15 protein-coding genes are annotated in these 17278 nt (G+C 75.0%); 6 read left to right on the top strand and 9 right to left on the bottom strand.

All coding sequences use genetic code 11. The features are described from left to right. The first annotated feature begins 100 nt into the window (after window positions 1-100). Window positions 101-589: a DUF3093 domain-containing protein gene (locus ACF0H8_RS10815; RefSeq protein WP_395288936.1), complete on the top strand. Its 489-nt coding sequence runs from the start codon at window positions 101-103 to the stop codon at window positions 587-589. A 13-nt stretch (window positions 590-602) separates the two neighbouring features. Here ACF0H8_RS10815 and ACF0H8_RS10810 read toward each other — a convergent pair whose 3' ends face one another. Further along, a complete protein-coding gene (locus ACF0H8_RS10810) occupies window positions 603-902 on the bottom strand; it encodes a DUF4193 domain-containing protein (protein ID WP_395288935.1) in 300 nt (99 codons plus the stop codon). 278 nt (window positions 903-1180) lie between these two features. Next, window positions 1181-2134, bottom strand: coding sequence for an inositol monophosphatase family protein (locus ACF0H8_RS10805; RefSeq protein WP_395288934.1), 954 nt, complete (start codon window positions 2132-2134; stop codon window positions 1181-1183). Window positions 2135-2280: 146 nt separating this feature from the next. Here ACF0H8_RS10805 and sepH point away from each other — a divergent pair, with 146 nt between their 5' ends. After that, the gene (gene sepH / locus ACF0H8_RS10800; protein ID WP_395288933.1) at window positions 2281-3396 is read left to right on the top strand and encodes a septation protein SepH; all 1116 of its coding nucleotides are present in this window, start codon (window positions 2281-2283) and stop codon (window positions 3394-3396) included. Window positions 3397-3399: 3 nt separating this feature from the next. On the opposite strand, the gene ACF0H8_RS10795 is transcribed toward sepH, so the two are convergent. The 4 genes from ACF0H8_RS10795 to ACF0H8_RS10780 form a co-directional block, all read right to left on the bottom strand. Further along, entirely contained in the window at window positions 3400-4062 is a 663-nt protein-coding gene (locus tag ACF0H8_RS10795) for a thymidine kinase (RefSeq protein WP_395288932.1), read from the bottom strand. Beyond that, a complete protein-coding gene (locus tag ACF0H8_RS10790) occupies window positions 4062-5231 on the bottom strand; it encodes an alkaline phosphatase family protein (protein WP_395288931.1) in 1170 nt (389 codons plus the stop codon). Before ACF0H8_RS10790 ends, ACF0H8_RS10795 begins: the two co-directional genes overlap by 1 nt. Further along, the gene (locus ACF0H8_RS10785) at window positions 5228-5809 is read right to left on the bottom strand and encodes a DUF5998 family protein (protein ID WP_395288930.1); all 582 of its coding nucleotides are present in this window, start codon (window positions 5807-5809) and stop codon (window positions 5228-5230) included. The genes ACF0H8_RS10790 and ACF0H8_RS10785 overlap by 4 nt, the downstream gene beginning before the upstream one ends. A gap of 67 nt (window positions 5810-5876) precedes the next feature. Continuing rightward, window positions 5877-8657 (bottom strand): GNAT family N-acetyltransferase, encoded by a 2781-nt coding sequence (locus tag ACF0H8_RS10780; RefSeq protein WP_395288929.1) that lies wholly within the window; start codon window positions 8655-8657, stop codon window positions 5877-5879. An 82-nt stretch (window positions 8658-8739) separates the two neighbouring features. Here ACF0H8_RS10780 and ACF0H8_RS10775 point away from each other — a divergent pair, with 82 nt between their 5' ends. Beyond that, on the top strand, window positions 8740-11202 hold the full coding sequence (locus ACF0H8_RS10775) for a DNA topoisomerase (ATP-hydrolyzing) subunit A (RefSeq protein ID WP_395288928.1): 2463 nt from the start codon (window positions 8740-8742) through the stop codon (window positions 11200-11202). A gap of 62 nt (window positions 11203-11264) precedes the next feature. Here the strand turns inward: ACF0H8_RS10775 and ACF0H8_RS10770 are convergent, their stop codons facing one another. The 3 genes from ACF0H8_RS10770 to ACF0H8_RS10760 form a co-directional block, all read right to left on the bottom strand. Then, window positions 11265-12326: a GNAT family N-acetyltransferase gene (locus ACF0H8_RS10770; RefSeq protein WP_395288927.1), complete on the bottom strand. Its 1062-nt coding sequence runs from the start codon at window positions 12324-12326 to the stop codon at window positions 11265-11267. A 64-nt stretch (window positions 12327-12390) separates the two neighbouring features. After that, window positions 12391-13416, bottom strand: coding sequence for a GNAT family N-acetyltransferase (locus ACF0H8_RS10765; RefSeq protein WP_395288926.1), 1026 nt, complete (start codon window positions 13414-13416; stop codon window positions 12391-12393). A 265-nt stretch (window positions 13417-13681) separates the two neighbouring features. After that, window positions 13682-15817, bottom strand: coding sequence for a type IIA DNA topoisomerase subunit B (locus ACF0H8_RS10760; RefSeq protein ID WP_395288925.1), 2136 nt, complete (start codon window positions 15815-15817; stop codon window positions 13682-13684). 209 nt (window positions 15818-16026) lie between these two features. On the opposite strand from ACF0H8_RS10760, the gene ACF0H8_RS10755 reads away from it, so the two are divergent. The 3 genes from ACF0H8_RS10755 (at window position 16027) to ACF0H8_RS10745 (ending at window position 16947) form a co-directional block, all read left to right on the top strand. Further along, window positions 16027-16242: a hypothetical protein gene (locus ACF0H8_RS10755; protein WP_395288924.1), complete on the top strand. Its 216-nt coding sequence runs from the start codon at window positions 16027-16029 to the stop codon at window positions 16240-16242. Window positions 16243-16360: 118 nt separating this feature from the next. Beyond that, window positions 16361-16633 carry a hypothetical protein gene (locus tag ACF0H8_RS10750; protein ID WP_395288923.1) on the top strand — a complete coding sequence of 91 codons (273 nt, stop codon included), beginning with the start codon at window positions 16361-16363 and terminating at the stop codon, window positions 16631-16633. Next, on the top strand, window positions 16612-16947 hold the full coding sequence (locus ACF0H8_RS10745; RefSeq protein WP_395288922.1) for a DUF1206 domain-containing protein: 336 nt from the start codon (window positions 16612-16614) through the stop codon (window positions 16945-16947). Before ACF0H8_RS10750 ends, ACF0H8_RS10745 begins: the two co-directional genes overlap by 22 nt. Window positions 16948-17278 lie beyond the last annotated feature (331 nt).

Raw genomic sequence — 17278 nt, 5'->3', positions numbered from 1 at the left:
CCGGGATGTCGTGCCCGACTGTACCCGCGTGGCCCCACACCCGGCTGGCGCCGTGCAGGGCGGCGGCGTGCGCCGCGCCCGGGCCTGGCAGAGTAGGGGTGTGAGCGCCCCCTCCTCCGAGCTGTACCGCGAGCGGCTGACGCCCTCGGCGGGCATGCACGTCATCTCCCTGGTCGTCGGCGGCAGCGCGTTCTTCGTCGCGCTGCCCTTCACCGGGGAGATGCCGGCGCTGGCCACGGGGCTCGTCGTGGCCGTGGCGGTCTCGCTCCTGCTCGTGCGCTCCTCGCCCGTGGTGAGCGTGGTCCGCGGCGGCGACCCCGCGGACGGCGGCGCTCCGGGGGCGCCCCGGCTGCGCGCCGGCGGGGCGGTCATCCCGGTGGAGGTCCTGGGCGCTCCCGCCGTCCTCGACGACGACGGCCTGCGCCGTGCGCTGGGCACCGAGGCGGACGCCCGGGCGTACGTGGTGCACCGCGGCTGGGTGCACGGGGCGGTGCGGCTCCCGGTGGAGGACCCGCGGGACGCCACGCCCTACTGGCTGATATGCACGCGCCGGCCCGCACAGCTCGTCGCTGCGCTGGGCCGGCGCTGAGGGGTCGCCTGTCTCAGGCGGCGCACTCCGAGCACACGAGCTGGCCGTTGTCCTCGTAGGCCAGCTGGCTGCGGTGGTGCACGAGGAAGCACTTGGCGCACGTGAACTCGTCAGCCTGCCGGGGCAGCACCCGCACCGACAGCTCCTCGCCGGACAGGTCGGCGCCGGGCAGCTCGAAGCCCTCCGCGGCCTCGGCCTCGTCCTCGTCGACCGCGCCCGAGTTCTTCTCAGCGCGGCGCGCCTTCAGCTCCTCGATCGAGTCCTCGTTGAGGTCCTCTTCGTTCTTGCGAGGTGCGTCGTAGTCGGTCGCCATCTCGGCGTCACGCTCCGGTTCTTCAGTGGGGTGGATGGGTCTGGGCGCATTGCGCGCCAGGTACCCGGACAACGTTCCGCAGGCTCGTTTGTTCCCGCGGTCGCCAGATTGTGCACCACCGGTGCCGCGTCTGCCCAGAGGAAACCGGTGCGGAACGGTTGCGGGTGACTGAGTTCACAGGGCCCGCCCACCTCAGCGCCCCGCCCGGACGCGGCGGCCCTCGGACGTCGCCGGAGCCCCGGCGCCCTCCAGAGGGCGCCTCCGCGGCCGGGCGGCCCTCAGAGCGTCGCCGGCGCCCCCGCGGCCTCCAGCGCGGCGGCGAGCTCGGCCACGAGGCCGGCGGGGCCGGCGACCGTCATGGCGGTGGACGCCGGGCGGCCGCGCAGGCCGCTGAGCACGCCGCCGGCCTCGGTCACCACGAGCGAGCCGGCCGCGACGTCCCACGGGTTCAGGCCCCGCTCGTAGTGGGCGTCCAGCCGGCCCTCCGCGACCAGGCACAGGTCGATCGCCACGGAGCCGATGCGCCGGATGTCGCGGACCTGCGGCAGCAGCTGGGCGATGACGGCGGCCTGCTCGCGCCGCCGCTCGACCGTGTACCCGAAGCCCGTGCTGACCAGGGCCTGCCCGAGGGGCACCGCGTCCTTGATGCGCACGCGGGCGCCGTCGCGCCACGCGCCCTCGCCCAGGCCCGCCGACCAGGACGTGCCCTGGCGGACGGCGTGCACGCAGCCGGCGAGCGGCGTCCAGCGCTCCGGGACGGGGTCGCCGGCGACGACGGCGACGGACACCGAGTACGAGGGGAGCCCGTAGAGGAAGTTCACGGTGCCGTCGATGGGGTCCACCACCCAGGTCAGGCCCGAGGTGCCGACGACGGACCCCTCCTCCTCCCCGAGCACGCCGTCGTCCGGGCGCGCCTGCGAGATGCGGCTGCGCAGCAGCTGCTCGACCTCGGTGTCGACGGCGGTGACGACGTCGTTGACGGACGTCTTCGTGGCCGCCACGGCCACGGTGTCCACCGACCGGGCGCGCACGAGCTCCCCCGCCTCGCGCGCCAGCGACTCACACAGCGCCTTGAGCTCGGCGACCAGTCCCGGCGTCACGCCCGCGGGCATCGACGTGCCGGGCGCCTGCTCGCCGGCGGCCGCGCGCATCTTCGCGCTCCGCGCGTGCTCGTCGGCGGCCCCGTCCTCGCGCTGCTGGCCGGCGGCCGGGATGGTGGGTGGGTTGCTCACGTCGTGCCTCTCGATCGGGTCCGGGAAGGGCACTTCAGGCCCTGGACCGACTGTAGAACTCCCCACACCGAACACACCGCCGCCAATCCCGGCCGCCCGGCCGCCCGGGTGGCACCCTTCGTGGGAAGAACCTCGAAGGAGGACCCATGGTTGAGCTCGAACTGCTCGGGCTGCACGGTGACGGGGAGCACCTGACGCTGTCGGACGTCGAGGGGCGGCGCTACCGCCTGCCCATCGACGACGCGCTGCGTGCGGCGGTGCGCCGGGACCGGCCCGGTCTCGAGGCGATGCGCGCCGGCGAGGCGAGCCTGCGTCCGAAGGACATCCAGACCCTCATACGCGCCGGCGCCCGCGTCGAGGAGGTCGCCGAGCAGTCCGGCCTCAGCGTGGAGCACGTGCGCCGCTACGAGGGCCCGGTGCTGGCCGAGCGCGCGTGGGTCGTCCAGCAGGCACAGGCCCAGCGGCTCGGGCACGACTCCGACGCGCCGCGGCTCGGGGACCTCGTCGTCGACCGGCTCGCCGCCCGCGGCGTGCCCACCGCCACGCTCCAGTGGGACGCGGTGCGCCGCCCCGGCGGCCCGTGGGAGGTGCTGGTCACCTTCGTCGCCGGCGGCCGCGAGCGGGAGGCCCGCTGGCACGTCGACCTCTCCGCCCACACGCTGCACGCCGTCGACGACGAGTCGCGCTGGCTGTCCGAGACCGAGGTGGGCCCGACGGCGCACCCTCGCCGGCACCTGACCCCGGTGGGGGCCCGCAGCCGGCTGCAGGAGGACGCCGACGCGCCCGGGCTGCCCGCGCTCCCCCCGGCGCCCCGGGTCCTCGAGCAGCCGGACGAGGCACCCACCGACCGCCTCCTGGCCGACCTGGCCGCGCACCGCGGCACCCGCGCCGAGGTCCTGCCGGGCCCCGAGGACGACGACGACGACGCCCCCGGCCCCGAGGCCTACGGGGCCCACCCGGCGGCGTCGCGCCCGGAGGACGCCACCGACGCGCACGTGCTGGCCCTCCCCCGCCGTGAGCCGGCCGCCCGGCCCGATGCCGGCGACGGCCCCGAGCCGGGGACCGCGCCCGCCCTGCCCGCCGACCACGCGCCCGCCGCCGCCGCACCGGTGGAGAACCCCGCCGGCGCGACCCCGGCGGCGCCCGCCGACGCTCCCGCCGCCCGGCCCCTGAAGACGGAGGCACAGCCCCGGCGGCGCCGGACCACCCGGCGCAGCGTCCCGAGCTGGGACGAGATCGTCTTCGGCGCCAAGCCCGAGTAGCGACTAGTCCCCCAGCGGCAGCGTCAGCGGGCTGAGGCTCGCGGCGTGCGCGCGGGCGGCCGTCACCTTGCGCATGTGGTGGAACCGGCAGAGCACCTCGTACCCGACCTCGGGCTCCTCGACCACCTCGAGCGCGTCGGTGGTGTCCCCGACGACGACGTGCTCGCCCTCGGTCACCATGACGCCGCCGACGGTCCGGGCGTTGTGGGTCGCGCGCGCCCCGCACCAGCACAGGGCCTCGACCTGCAGCCGCTCGACGCGGTCGGCGAGCTCGAGCATGCGGGCGGAGCCGGGGAAGAGCCGCGTCCGGAAGTCGGTGGTGATGCCGAAGCCGAAGACGTCGACGCCCATCTCGTCGACCAGGCGGGCGAGCTGCTCGACCTGCTCAGGGCTGAAGAACTGCACCTCGTCGCAGATGAGGTAGTCCACCCGGGCGCCGCGGGTTCGCCGTCGCACGACCTCGTCCCAGAAGTCCAGGTCGTCGGTGACCTCGACGGCGGGCACGGCCAGGCCGAGGCGGGAGGAGAGCACCGCCTGCCCGGCGCGGTCGTTGCGGGAGAAGATCAGCCCCTCGCGGCCGCGGGCCGCGTGGTTGTGGTCCATCTGCAGGGCCAGCGTGGACTTCCCGGAGTCCATCGTCCCGGAGAAGAAGACGAGCTGCGCCACTACACCACCACCGAGATCAGGGGCACCTCGACCTCGTCGGGGGTGAGGGACCCGTGCATGCCGACGAGCGACAGCGAGCCGGGCGTCTGCGTGCGCGAGTCGAGCACGGCGTGCCGCCCGCGCATGAGGGCGACGACGTCGCCCACCACGTCGAGCCGGTCGGGCGCGACCACCCCGAGCAGGCCCATGTCGATCAGCTCCGCGCGCTCGACCACCCAGGCCCGTTCCCCCAGGACGTCGGCCCACCGGCGGGCGACCCGCTCGGCGGTCCCCGGGGCGGTGTAGACGTGGTTGGCGCGCGGCTCGCCGGCGACGAGCTCCACGTCGGCGGCCAGGGCGGGGGTGGCCGCGACGTCGATGCGGTCGGTGACGTCGACCATGCCGTGGTCAGCGGTGACGAGCAGCAGCGTCCCGGACGGGAGCCGCCGCGCGAGCCGCGACAGCTCGCCGTCGACCGACTCGACCTCCTCGCCCCACTCCAGCGAGCCCCAGCCCTGCTCGTGGGCGACGTGGTCGACGTCGCCCCAGTACAGGTACACGGCGGCGACGTCGGCGCGGCGCAGCTGCGCGCACGCGGCGTCCACGCGGTCGGCGAGCGACTCCGCCGAGACGTTCCTCGCGCCGCGCAGGGCGGCCTCGGTCAGGCCGGAGCCGACGAACCGGGCGGGCCCCACGCTGACGACCTCGCGGAGGTCCTCGCCGCCCGCCCGCCGCGCGGCGAGCTGCTCGAAGAGCGTGTCGCAGCGCTGCCAGGACCGCGGGGTCAGCGCGGTGTCGTCCCACCGGATGAGGTTGAGCACGCCGCCGTCGGAGGGGTCGCGCACCGAGAAGCCCAGCATGCCGGTGAGGCCGGGCAGCTCACCGGTGCCCACGGCCGTGATGGCCGCCGCGGTGGTGGAGGGGAACGTGCTCGTGAGCACCTGGGACTCGGGCAGCCGGGCGCGCAGGAACGGCGCGTGGCCGCCGCGCTCGGCGATCATCCGGGCGCCCAGACCGTCGACGAGGACGACGCACACCTTGTCGGCGGCCGGCAGGCCGAGCAGGGCGCGGTCCTCGCCGCTGGCCCGGCCGTGCGAGGTGGTGGTCAGGCCGACGGCGTCGAGCGCCGCCGGCATGACGGCGCGCAGGTGCAGGCCGTCCGGGGCGGGCGGCAGGAACTCGTCGATCACGCGCGGCCCGTGCTCCCGGCGGTGGCCGCGGACAGCGCCCGGGCGAAGGCGAGCGCGCCGCTCAGCGCCCCGGCGCCCTCGGCCTGGGCGCTGATGCGCAGCTCGAGCCCCTCCGGGGTGATGGTGCCGACGTAGCCGTGGTCCGCGTCGCACTCGGGGTCGTCGCAGTGGTCGGGCTTGAGGTCGACCTGGTCGGCGGTGCCCCAGGTGATCGCGACGGTGAGCTCCTGGGTGCGCATGGTCCGCGTGCGGGCCGGGTCGCTCACCCCGTGGGTCAGCGCCACCGAGCGCACCTCGCGCAGCGGCACGGACTCGGTGGTGGCGAGCGCCGACGGGCGCCCGTCGGGGCCGGGGCCGTCGTCGACGTGGGCCACGACCAGGCGCGTGGGCGTGAGCACGACGGCGGTGAGGTGCCGGAAGACCTCCGTCTCGTCGAACGTGGTCTCGGGGTGGACGAGGTAGGACACGACCCGCTCGTCCGCGAGCGCGACGTCGATCACCCCGGCGACGAGGTCGGGGTAGTAGCCCGCGAGGTCGAGCTCGGAGCGGAGCTGGTCGGCGAGGTTGAGGTCCGGCACCCCGACATCATCCCACTGCGCCGCGCCCGCGTCGTCCCCCGCTGGTGGTGACGCGTGTCGGCGGGCATCAGCCGCCCGCCGGGACCTCCTCGGGCGGGACCGGCAGCGCCCGCCTGCCGGCGTCCTGGCGCACCGGGTGGGCGACCGTCACCACCGCCGACGTGATGCACGCCCCCCGCTCGCCCACGATCACCGGGTTGAGCAGCACCTCCGCGACCTCCGGCAGGTCGTCGGTGAGCATGGAGACCCGGGCGACGACGTCCTCGACGGCCGCGACGTCGGAGACCGGCAGCCCCCGGTGGCCCAGCAGCCGGGGCGCCGCGCGCACCGAGCGGACCATCTCGCTGACGTCGCGCCGCGTCAGGGGCGGGATGCGGTAGGAGACGTCCTCGAGCAGCTCGGTGGCGTCGCCCGCCAGCCCGAAGGCCACCACCGGCCCGTACAGGTCGTCCTCCGTACCTCGCACCACGCAGGCGACCCCGGGCGGGGCCATGGCCTGCACCTCGAAGGTGGTCGGGCGGCCGAGCAGCTGCTCGACCCGCTGGCCCATCTGCGCCATGGCCTCGCGCAGCGCGTCGGGGTCCCCCAGCTCCAGGCGCACGCCGCCGAGGTCGACGCGGTGGCGCAGGACCCGGTCCGCCGTCTTCAGCGCGACGGGCCACCCGATCCGCTCCGCCGCGGCCACCGCCTCGGCCTCGCCGGCGACGTGGGTCGCGGGCAGCACGTCGATCCCGTAGCAGGCCAGCAGCGCCGCCACCGTGGGCGCGTCCAGCTCCCGCCGCTCCCCCGGGCCCACGGACGCCAGCACGGGGGCCAGCACGCGCCGGGCCGCGGCGGGGTCGATCCCCGGCGGGTGCACGAGCGGGTCGCCGGCGCCGGTGCGCCAGCTGGCGTACCCCACGGCGCCGGCCAGGGCCGTGACGGCGTCCTCGACCGTGCTCATGGAGGGCACGACCACGCCGTCGTGGGTCAGCTCCGGCGTCAGCCCGTGCAGCCCGTAGACGCTCGCCACCCAGGTGCGGCCGTCCGCCGCCGCCGCGCGGGCCACCGCCGCGGCCACGTCCGTGTCGCGCGTGCCGAGCGCCGGGGAGTGGGCGACGACGACGGCGTCGAAGTCCTCGCGCTCGCGCAGCTCCCGCAGCGCCGCGTCGTACTCCTCCCCGCCGGCCATGGGCGCGAGCGGCACCGGCTGGCCGGCGACCTCCAGCCCCTCGGCGCGCAGCACGTCGGCGACCAGCCCGGCGAGCGTCTCCGAGGAGGACACGATCGCGGTGCGCGGCCCGGCCGGGATGGGCTGGCACAGCAGCAGCGCCGCGATGTCCAGCGCCTCGCGGGTGGTGCGCGCCCGGACGAGGCCCGACTGGCGGACCAGCTCGGTGAGCACCCGCCGGGGCTGGCGGGAGGTGCGCACCGCGTGGCCGGGCGGTGTGGCCTGACCGGTCTGCCCGGACACCACCGCCACGACCGGCTTGGCCGCCGAGACACGGCGGGAGATGCGGGAGAACTTGCGCGGGTTGCCGATGGACTCCAGGTACAGCGTGCCGACCGCCGTCGCGTCGTGCGTGGACCAGAACTGCAGGGTGTCGTTGCCTGAGACGTCGACCCGGTTGCCCGCGGAGACGAAGGTCGTCACCGGCAGCCCCCGGCGGGCGGCGGTCGAGCGCAGCCCGAGGCCGGCGGCGACGGACTGGGTGAACAGCCCGATCCCGCCGCCCCGCCCGGGCCGCACGCCGCCGGTGCCCGGCGCCTCCTCCTCCGTCCACAGGGTCGCGTTGTACCGCCCCGCCGGGCCCACGCCGACGACGCCGTAGGAGGCGGGCCCGACCAGCCGGATGCCGGCCCCCCGTGTCCGGCGCAGCAGCTCGCGCTGGCGCGCCATGCCCTCACGGCCGGACTCCCCGAAGCCGTGGGAGAGGACGACGAGCGCCCGCACGCCGAGCCGGTGCAGCGCGGGGACGGCGGCGACCACGGCGTCCGGCGGCCCCGCCACCACGGCGAGGTCGACGCCGGGCGGCACCTCCTGGAGCGTCGCGTACCGGCGGATGCTGCCGTGCGACGCCGGGACGGCGGTGGGCCCGCCGTCGGGCGCCCCGCCCCTGCCGGCCGGGACGGCGGCGTCAGCCAGGCCGACGAGGTGGACGGGCCCGGTGAACTGCGAGGCCGTCAGGGAGCGGGCCACGTGCCGGGCGAGGACCTGCCCCTCCTCGTCGGCGGGCCCCATGGCGAGCAGCAGGACGGACCCGGCCTGCATCAGGCCGCGCATGCTCTGCGCCTCGGCGTGGCGCTCCCGCTCCGCCATGACCTTCCAGGACCGCTCGGTCTCCTCGATGCTGAAGGACACCGAGATGACGCCGTCCTCCATGCGCTGGGTCACCTCGTAGCCGGCGTCGGTGAAGACCCGGATCATGCGGGCGTTGGCGGGCAGCACGTCGGCGACGAAGCGCTCGATGCCCAGCTCGCGGGCCGCGGCGGCGAGGTGCTCGAGGAGCACGGACCCGAGCCCGCGGCCCTGCTCGGTGTCGGCGACGTTGAAGGCGACCTCCGCGACGCCCGGCTCGACGACGTCGAAGCGGCCCACCGCGCGGATCTCCTCCCCCTGCACGAGCACCAGCGCGACCCGGTCATGGTGGTCGACGTGCGTGAACCGGTGCAGGTCCCGCTCGCCCAGGCGGGGCAGCGGCGCGAAGAAGCGGAAGTAGATGGACTGGGCGGACTGGGCGACGTGCATGCGCTGCAGCGCCTCGGCGTCCTCGGGACGGATCGGGCGGATGTGCATAGTGGCGCCGTCGCGCAGGATGACGTCGGCGGCCCAGTGCCAGGGGTACTCCGGGTCCGCACCGCGCTCCATGGCGCCGAGCGTAGCGACATGAGGCCAACCACACCGCGGTCGGTGCGCCGGCAACGGGCCGGCATCGGGGACAATCGCCCTCATGGCCCGTAAGACCCCCACGCCGCCCGAGCGTGTCCCGGAGAAGATCGTCGACATCGACGTCTCCGCGGAGATGCAGGGTTCCTTCCTGGAGTACGCCTACTCCGTCATCTACTCGCGCGCCCTCCCGGACGCGCGCGACGGCCTCAAGCCGGTCCAGCGACGGATCCTCTTCATGATGGACCAGATGGGGCTGCGGCCCGACCGGGGGCACGTGAAGTCCGCCCGCGTCGTCGGCGAGGTCATGGGCAAGCTCCACCCGCACGGGGACAGCGCCATCTACGACGCCATGGTGCGCCTGGCCCAGCCCTTCGCGCTGCGGCTGCCCCTGGTCGACGGGCACGGCAACTTCGGCTCCCTCGACGACGGCCCCGCCGCCCCCCGGTACACCGAGGCGCGGCTCGCGCCCGCCGCGCTGGCCATGACGTCGGACCTGGACGAGGACACCGTCGACTTCGTCCCCAACTACGACAACCAGATCATGCAGCCGGGCGTGCTGCCCTCGGCCATCCCCAACCTGCTGGTCAACGGCGCCACCGGCATCGCGGTCGGCATGGCCACCAACATGCCGCCGCACAACCTCGTCGAGGTGGTCGCCGCTGCCCGGCACCTCGTCGCGCACCCCGACGCCACGCTCGAGGACCTCATCCGGTTCGTCCCGGGGCCGGACCTGCCCGAGGGCGGCAAGGTCGTCGGGCTCGAGGGCATCCGCGACGCCTACGCGACCGGCCGGGGCAGCTTCCGAACCCGGGCCACCGCCCGCGTCGAGAACGTGACGCCCCGCAAGAAGGGCATCGTCGTCACCGAGCTGCCGTACATGGTGGGGCCCGAGCGTGTCATCGAGAAGATCAAGGACGCCGTCCAGGCCCGCAAGCTCCAGGGCATCACCAACGTCCAGAACCTCACCGACCGCCACCACGGGCTGCGACTGGTCATCGAGGTCAAGAACGCCTTCAACCCCGAGGCGGTGCTCGAGCAGCTCTACAAGCACACCCCGATGGAGGAGTCCTTCGGGATCAACAACGTCGCCCTCGTCGACGGCCAGCCGCGCACCCTGGGCCTGCGCGAGCTGCTGCAGGTCTACGTCGACCACCGCCTGTCCGTGGTGCGCCGCCGCACCGCGCACCGGCTGACGAGGGCGAACGAGCGCGCCCACCTGGTGGCCGGCCTGCTCATCGCCATTGCGGACATCGACGAGGTCATCGCGGTCATCCGCTCCTCCGACGACGCCGAGGCGGCGCGCACGCGGCTGATGCAGGTCTTCGACCTTTCCGAGCAGCAGGCCGAGTACATCCTCGCCCTGCGCCTGCGCCGGCTGACGAAGTTCTCCCGCCTCGAGCTCGAGGCGGAGGCCGACGAGCTGGCCAGGCAGATCGCCCAGCTCCAGGCGATCCTCGACTCCGACGAGCTGCTCCGCCAGCTGGTCTCGGACGAGCTGGCGGAGGTGGCCAAGAGCTTCGGCACGCCCCGGCGCACGGTGCTGCTCGAGCACGCGGGCGGACCGGCGACCACGGCCGCCGCGGGCCCGTCCGGGCGCGCCGGCGCGCTGCCGCTGGAGATCGCCGACGAGCCGTGCTGGGTGCTGCTCTCCGGCACCGGGCTGCTGGCGCGGACCTCCTCGCCGGACGCGCCGCTGCGCACGGGGCCGCGGAGCTCCCACGACGCCGTCGCGCACGCCGTGCCCAGCACGGCCCGCGGGCAGGTGGCGGCGGTGACCTCGGCCGGCCGGCTGGTGCGGGTGGACGTGCTGGACGCCCCCGCGCTGCCCAGCACCGGCGCCGCCCCGAGCCTGTCGGGCGGGGTGCCCGTGACCGAGCTGTTCACGCTGGAGAAGGGCGAGGAGATCGTGGGCCTGGCCAGGCTCGACGCCGGCGCGCCGCCGCTCGTCCTGGCGACCGCCGGCGGGGTGGTCAAGCGGGTCAACCCGGACCACCCGGCGAACAGGGACGCCTGGGAGGTCATCTCGCTGCGCGACGGCGACCGGGTGGTGGGCACCGGTCACGCCAACGACGCCGACAAGCTCGTGCTCGTCACCTCCGACGCCCAGCTGCTGCGGTTCGACGCCTCCGTGGTCCGGCCCCAGGGCCGCGCGGGCCAGGGCGTGGCGGGCGTGCGGCTCGCCGACGGCGCGACCGTCATCCACCTCGGCGTGGTCGCGGGCGACTCGGTCTCCGCGTCCGTCCTCGTCACCGTGGCCGGTTCGTCCGACGCGCTGCCCGGCACGGTCCCGGGCAGCGCCAAGGTGACCCCGCTGGACCGCTACCCCGCCAAGGGCCGGGCGACCGGCGGGGTCCGGGCGCACCGCTTCCTGCGCGGGGAGGACCGCCTGCAGCTGGCGTGGGTCGGGCCCGAGCCGGCGCGCGCCGTCGGCGCCGGCGGCCAGGCCGTGGAGCTGCCCCCGGTCGACGAGCGCCGCGACGGCTCGGGGCACGCCCTCCCGGTGCCCGTCGCCGCGATCGGCTGACGCGCCGCCGAGCGGTCACTTCTGCCGGTGACCTCACGGCGCACCTGACCGCGGCGTCCGCCCTATATCTCGATCGAGTACATGGCGGAGCCGCGGGTGCGCTCGTAGCCCAGGTGGACGAAGAGCCCGGCGGCGCCGGTGGGGTTGTCCGCGTCGACGTCGAGGCCGGCGTACTCCATGCCGTCGGCCGCGTACGCCCGCATGGCCGCCGTCAGCAGCGCGGAGGCGACGTGGCGGCCGCGCCACTCGGGCAGCACGCCGATCATCTCCGTGTAGCCCTCGGTCCAGCCCATGGCCGCCCAGTCCTGCTCGTAGCGGCCCGACATGATGTAGCCGGCCACCTGGGCCCGGTCGGAGCTGCGGTCGAGCGCGACGAAGCTCCAGGCGGGCGCGAAGTGGGTGCGGCCCTGCCGCCAGGACTCGGGCGTGTGCGGCTGGGAGCCCCAGTGGTCCCCGAAGGCGCGGTTGTGCGCCCGGCGGACGGCGTCGTCGAGCTCCTCCGACCACGGCACCACCGCCAGGTGCGGCCCCAGCGTCACCTCGGGGATCGGCCGGGACAGGTCGCGGCGCATCTCCATGTACCACCGGCGCGGCGTGAAGCCACGGGCGGTGAGGAGCCGCTCGAGCGCGGCCATGCCCTCGTCCACGTGGACGACGATGCGCGCCGGGGCCTCCTTGCCGGAGGCGGCAAGCATCTGCCGCGCGCGGCCGACCTGCCAGTCGATGAGGGCGCTGCCCACGCCTCTGCCGCGCCAGTGCGGGTCCACCCCGCCCGAGCAGAACGCGCGCAGGAGCGTCTCGTCGCCCCGCCGGATGCGCACGAAGCCGAAGGCGCGGAGTGTGCCGGCCTCGTCCCAGGCGCCCAGGGCGCTCCAGGAGTGGGTGGCCTCGAAGTACTCCCGCGCCTCCTCGGCGGACGTGCGGTACGGCGGGTCGTCGGCCTCCTCGATACGGCCGATCAGGCTCTCGAGCGCGGCGAGGTCCGCGACGTCCAGCGCGCCCCAGCGCAGGCCGGGCACGCCGTTCGGCGTGGCGAGGGTCTGGGGGGCCCGGGCACGCTCGGACAGGGGGGCAGACGCCCGCCCGGGCGTCCCCTCCCCCGGGCTCACGACCGCGGCGGACACGTCGAAGACCATACGTGGTCGGCTGCGCGGGCGTCGCGTCTGGTGCCGGGACGGCGCGGCGTCGTCACGTCTCGATGGTGTACAGGATCCGGGCGCCCCGCCGCTCGTACCCGAGCCGCTCGCAGAACCGGTGGTCCCCCGAGCCCTCGACGGCGTCGACCTCGAGGGTGGCGACCTCGGTCCCGTCCGCGGCCAGGGCGCGCACGACGGCGCAGAGCAGCGCGCTGGCGACGCCCTGCCGGCGGTAGGGCCCGCGCACGCCGATCTTCTCGGTGCAGCCCTCGCCGGCCGCGGGGGTCTCCTCGTGGCGGCACGTCAGCGCGTACCCGGCGACCTCGCCGTCCTCGGTCAGGGCGACCTTGCTCCAGGACGGCACGAGGTCACGGCGGTCGAGGGCCCACCGCCCGGGGCCGATCGGCTCGGCCCCCCAGCGGACCGCGAACACCTCGTTGTGGGCGCCGCGGACCGCCTCGTCGAGCTCGGACGACCAGTCGACGATCCGCACGCCGGCCGGCGGCCGCGCCTCCGGCAGCGGGCCGGCCACGGGGCGGCTCATCCGCTGGACCACCCGCTTGGGGCTGAACCCGGCGGCCACGTAGAGTTTGCGCCGGTCCGCGAGGTGCTCGTCCACGTAGGCGGCGATGCGCACCGGGAGGTCCCGGCCGTCGGCGGCCAGCAGCTGGCGGGCGCGGGCGTCCTGCCAGTCGAGCAGCGCCCGGCCGATCCCGCGGCCGCGCCACCCGGGGTCGATGGACGCGCTGAGGTACGCGGTGAGCACGCGCTCGGCGCCGGGGGTGAGGTAGACCAGCGCCATGGCGCGCAGCTCCCCGGCACCGTCGAAGCCGCCGAGGGAGTGGGCCACGACGTCCCCGAAGGTGGCGAGCGCGGCCACCTGCTGGCCCGGGAGCTGCCGGCGCACAGGCCGGTCGACGGGCGCGCAGCGGTCCGCCAGGGCGCGGACGGCCTCGTCATCAGCCGGGGTGAGCGCGCGCCACGTCAGTCCCAGGTGGGGCGGCGGGAGCTCGGCGACGTCCGGGACGTGCAGACGTTCGGCGAGCGGCCCGGCGGGGCGGTCGACGGCGGATGGCATGGTCCCGATCCTAGGCGAGCACCGCGCGCCCAACCCGGCGCCCGGGCGGTGATACCGGGCACGCGAGCCACCCGTGCTCGCCGCCACCGACCTCGGCAGATGGCGGTTCAGGGCGCTCCTCCGGGCGTAGCCGCGCCGCGGAGGTCCCCGGCGTCCTCGACCGCGTCGCCGCCCTCGTCGCTTCCCTCCCGGCCGACCTAGGCGGACAGGGGCGACCTCACGCGACCCCGGATCGGTGAGGCCGGCCCGAGCTCCTCGGACGTCGTCAGGCGTCGATGCGGTCCGGGTCGATGGCGTGGGCGCCCGCGACGATGAAGTCCTTGCGCGGGGCGACCTCGTTGCCCATCAGCAGCTCGAAGACGCGCTCGGCCTCGTTCAGGGCCGCCTCGTCAGACATGGAGATGCGCCGGAGAGTGCGCCGCGCGGGGTCCATCGTGGTCTCCGCGAGCTGGTGGGCGTCCATCTCACCCAGACCCTTGTAGCGCTGGATCGGCTCCTTGTACCGCTTGCCCGAGCGCTCGAGCTTCTTCAGCACGGCGGTCAGCTCGGCCTCGGAGTACGTGTACATCACCTCGCCCTTCTTCCCGCCGCTGCCCGCCATCTCCACGCGGTGCAGCGGGGGGACGGCGGCGAAGACGCGGCCGGCCTCGACCAGCGGGCGCATGTACCGGAAGAACAGCGTCAGCAGCAGAGTGCGGATGTGGGCGCCGTCGACGTCGGCGTCCGTCATGAGCACGACCTTGCCGTAGCGCGCCTGGGAGACGTCGAAGGTGCGGCCGGAGCCGGCACCGATGACCTGGATGATCGAGGCCACCTCGGCGTTCTTCAGGATCTCGCCCGGGGAGGCCTTCTGGACGTTGAGGATCTTGCCGCGGATGGGCAGCAGCGCCTGGAAGTCGCTGGACCTGGCCAGCTTGGCGGTGCCGAGCGCGCTGTCCCCCTCGACGATGAACAGCTCGGTGTGGTCGATGTCCTCGCTGCGGCAGTCGGCCAGCTTGGCCGGCAGGGTGGAGGTCTCGAGGGCGTTCTTGCGCCGCGAGATCTCCTTGTGCATGCGCGCCGACACCCGGGCCCGCATCTCGCCGACGACCTTGTCGAGGAGTGCCGCGGCCTGGGTCTTCTCGGAGCGCCTGGACGAGGTCAGCAGGGCGGTCAGCTCCCGGTCGACGACCTTGGCGACGATCGAGCGGATCGGCGCGGTGCCGAGCACCTCCTTCGTCTGGCCCTCGAACTGCGGCTCGGGGAACCGGACCGTGACGACGGCGGTGAGCCCGGCGAGGACGTCCTCCTTCTCGATCTTGCCGTCCTTGGCGGTGACCTTCAGCCGGCGCGCGTTCGTCTCGATCTGCTTGCGCAGCGTCTTGAGCAGGCCCTGCTCGAACCCGGCCTGGTGGGTGCCGCCCTTGGGGGTGGCGATGATGTTGACGAAGGACCGCAGGGTCGTGTCGTAGCCGATCCCCCAGCGCAGGGCCACCTCGACCTCGCAGCTGCGCACGACGTCCACAGGCCGCAGGTGCCCCTTGTCGTCGAGCTGCTGGACGGTCTCGTTGAACGTCTCCGTCCCGCGCAGCCGCCAGGTGTCCGTGACCGAGCCGTCCGGGGAGAGGAAGTCGACGAAGTCCACCACGCCGCCGTCGTGCCGGAAGACCTCCTCCGCTGAGCCCTGCTCGCCCGGGGTGCCGGGCAGGCGCCGCTCGTCGCGCACGGTGAGGGTCAGCCCCGGGACCAGGAAGGAGGTCTGCCGGGCGCGGTCGATGAGGTCCTCGTAGGAGAAGTGCGCCGACGCCGGGAAGATCTGCCGGTCCGCCCAGTACCGCACCCGAGTGCCCGTGCGACCGCGCGGGACCTTGCCGACCACGGCCAGCTCCGAGGACGCGGTGAACGGCTCGAACGGCGACTCGGGCGACAGGCCCGCTCTGTCGTCGTAGGTGCCCGGCTCGCCGCGGTGGAAGCTCATCCGGTACGTCTTGCCGCCCCGGTCCACCTCGACGTCGAGACGGGCCGACAGGGCGTTGACGACCGACGCGCCCACGCCGTGCAGGCCGCCGGAGGCGGCGTAGGAGCCGCCGCCGAACTTGCCACCGGCGTGCAGCTTGGTGAAGACCACCTCCACGCCGCTGAGGCCCACGGACTCCACCGTGTCCACCGGGATGCCGCGGCCGTCGTCGCGCACCTCCACCGAGCTGTCCGGGTAGAGGATGATCTCGATGTTGCTCGCGTGGCCCTCGAGGGACTCGTCGACAGCGTTGTCGATGATCTCCCACAGGCAGTGCATCAGGCCGCGGGAGTCGGTGGACCCGATGTACATGCCGGGGCGCTTGCGCACCGCCTCGAGCCCCTCCAGCACGGAGAGGTGGCGGGCGGTGTAGCTCGACGCGGCGTTCGCGGTGGCGGTTGACACGCGCCCTACCTTAGGTTCGCCCACCCACACGGACCGGCACCGACCCGCGTCTGGTGGGGAAAAATCTCCCCGGCGGGACCCCGGTGAGGCCCCGCGGGCGCGCTGGTGGGGACGTGCGTCCCTCGCCGGCCGACCTGCCGGACTACGCCGGGAGCGAACCGCGCCGATTCGGCGGCATGGATCTCGGGCGCGTCTGGTTGCATGCTCACATGACCGCAACAACGACCACGCCAGAACTCACCGCTCAGGACCGGTGCGACGCCTGCGGGGCGCAGGCGTACGTGCGCGTGCAGCTGGAGTCCGGCGAGCTGCTCTTCTGCGCCCACCACGCGCGGCGGCACGCCGACGCCCTCGCCGGTGTCGCGAAGAGCATCCACGACGAGACCGACAGGCTCCACGAGGACAAGAACGCCGCCGCCCGCTGACGCCTGCAGCTCCAGGAGGCCGCCGCCCGACCGGGTGGCGGCCTTCTGCGTGCCGGGCGGCGGCATGCCGATCCCCCGAGACCCGGGATGCCGGGGATCGTCGTGGTTCTGTGTGCCCATGCCGTCGGGCCAGGTGGAGGACGCCTCCCGCGAGACAGGCCTGACGCCGGCCGCCCCGGCGCCCCGGTGGCTGCGCTCCCTGGGCCGCTTCGCCTGCGCCGCCCTGGGCGTCCTGTGGTTCCTCCTCGGCTGGCTCGCGCTCCAGGTCGCCCTCGGCTCGTCCAGCCGCCCGGAGGCCTCCCAGCAGGCGCCTCGGGGGAGCTGGCGAGCACGACCGCGGGTCGCGCGCTGCCTCTCGTCATGGTGCTGGTGGCCAGCGCAGGCATCGTGACGGTCGGCCTCGGCGCCTGGTTCGTCTATCGCGGCTGGACGGGCACGTTCGCCGGGAACCTCGACCCCGCCTTGGACCGCCGGGTGCGCCGCGTGGGCAACGTCGCCCGGGGCGTGTCGGTGTGCGTGCTGGGCGGGCTGGTCCTCGCCGCGGCGGTCCGGCACGACCCCGATGAGGCGGGCGGCGTCGACGCTGCCTTCGGCGCGCTGCTGGCCCTGCCCCTCGGCGCGGTGCTGACCGGCGTGGTCACCGTCGGGCTCATGTGCTTCGGCATCTTCCAGGTGGCCACCGCACGCCACACGCACGAGCGCTGAGCGCCGCGCGCCGCGACGGCTCCCGCCACCGGACAGCACGAGGCCCGCGCCTTCCGGGGAAGGTGCGGGCCTCGTCGTCGTCCTGCTCATGTAAGGGACATCGGCGGCGTGGAGCCACCACGTGGTCGGGGTCCCAGGGTATGCGTAGGTCATCCCGGTTGGTCCGGGTGGTGGCGTCGAGATCCGCTCTGGGGAGGTGCTCCGCGTGGAGTGCTTGCCCCGTTGGCCTGATTGCCACTCCCGGCCGGCCACGGATGCCCCGGTTGAGGGAAGTGGCCCGGTCCGCCGAGGCCGGTGCCGGTTGCAGCACATGAGTGGGAGCCGCGGTTGG

The sequence above is a fragment of the Georgenia sp. AZ-5 genome, assembly GCF_043952095.1.
Lineage (GTDB): Bacteria > Actinomycetota > Actinomycetes > Actinomycetales > Actinomycetaceae > Georgenia.
Note: the sequence above shows the minus strand (reverse complement) of the source record. Positions and strands in the feature narration are given on the sequence as shown.

Coding starts and splice junctions, on each gene's coding strand:
- ACF0H8_RS10810 (WP_395288935.1), bottom strand. CDS start 902: ATGGCGACCGACTACGACGCACCTCGCAAGAACGAAGAGGACCTCAAC.
- sepH (WP_395288933.1), top strand. CDS start 2,281: ATGGTTGAGCTCGAACTGCTCGGGCTGCACGGTGACGGGGAGCACCTG.
- ACF0H8_RS10780 (WP_395288929.1), bottom strand. CDS start 8,657: ATGGAGCGCGGTGCGGACCCGGAGTACCCCTGGCACTGGGCCGCCGAC.
- ACF0H8_RS10775 (WP_395288928.1), top strand. CDS start 8,740: ATGGCCCGTAAGACCCCCACGCCGCCCGAGCGTGTCCCGGAGAAGATC.
- ACF0H8_RS10765 (WP_395288926.1), bottom strand. CDS start 13,416: ATGCCATCCGCCGTCGACCGCCCCGCCGGGCCGCTCGCCGAACGTCTG.
- ACF0H8_RS10755 (WP_395288924.1), top strand. CDS start 16,027: ATGACCGCAACAACGACCACGCCAGAACTCACCGCTCAGGACCGGTGC.
- ACF0H8_RS10750 (WP_395288923.1), top strand. CDS start 16,361: ATGCCGTCGGGCCAGGTGGAGGACGCCTCCCGCGAGACAGGCCTGACG.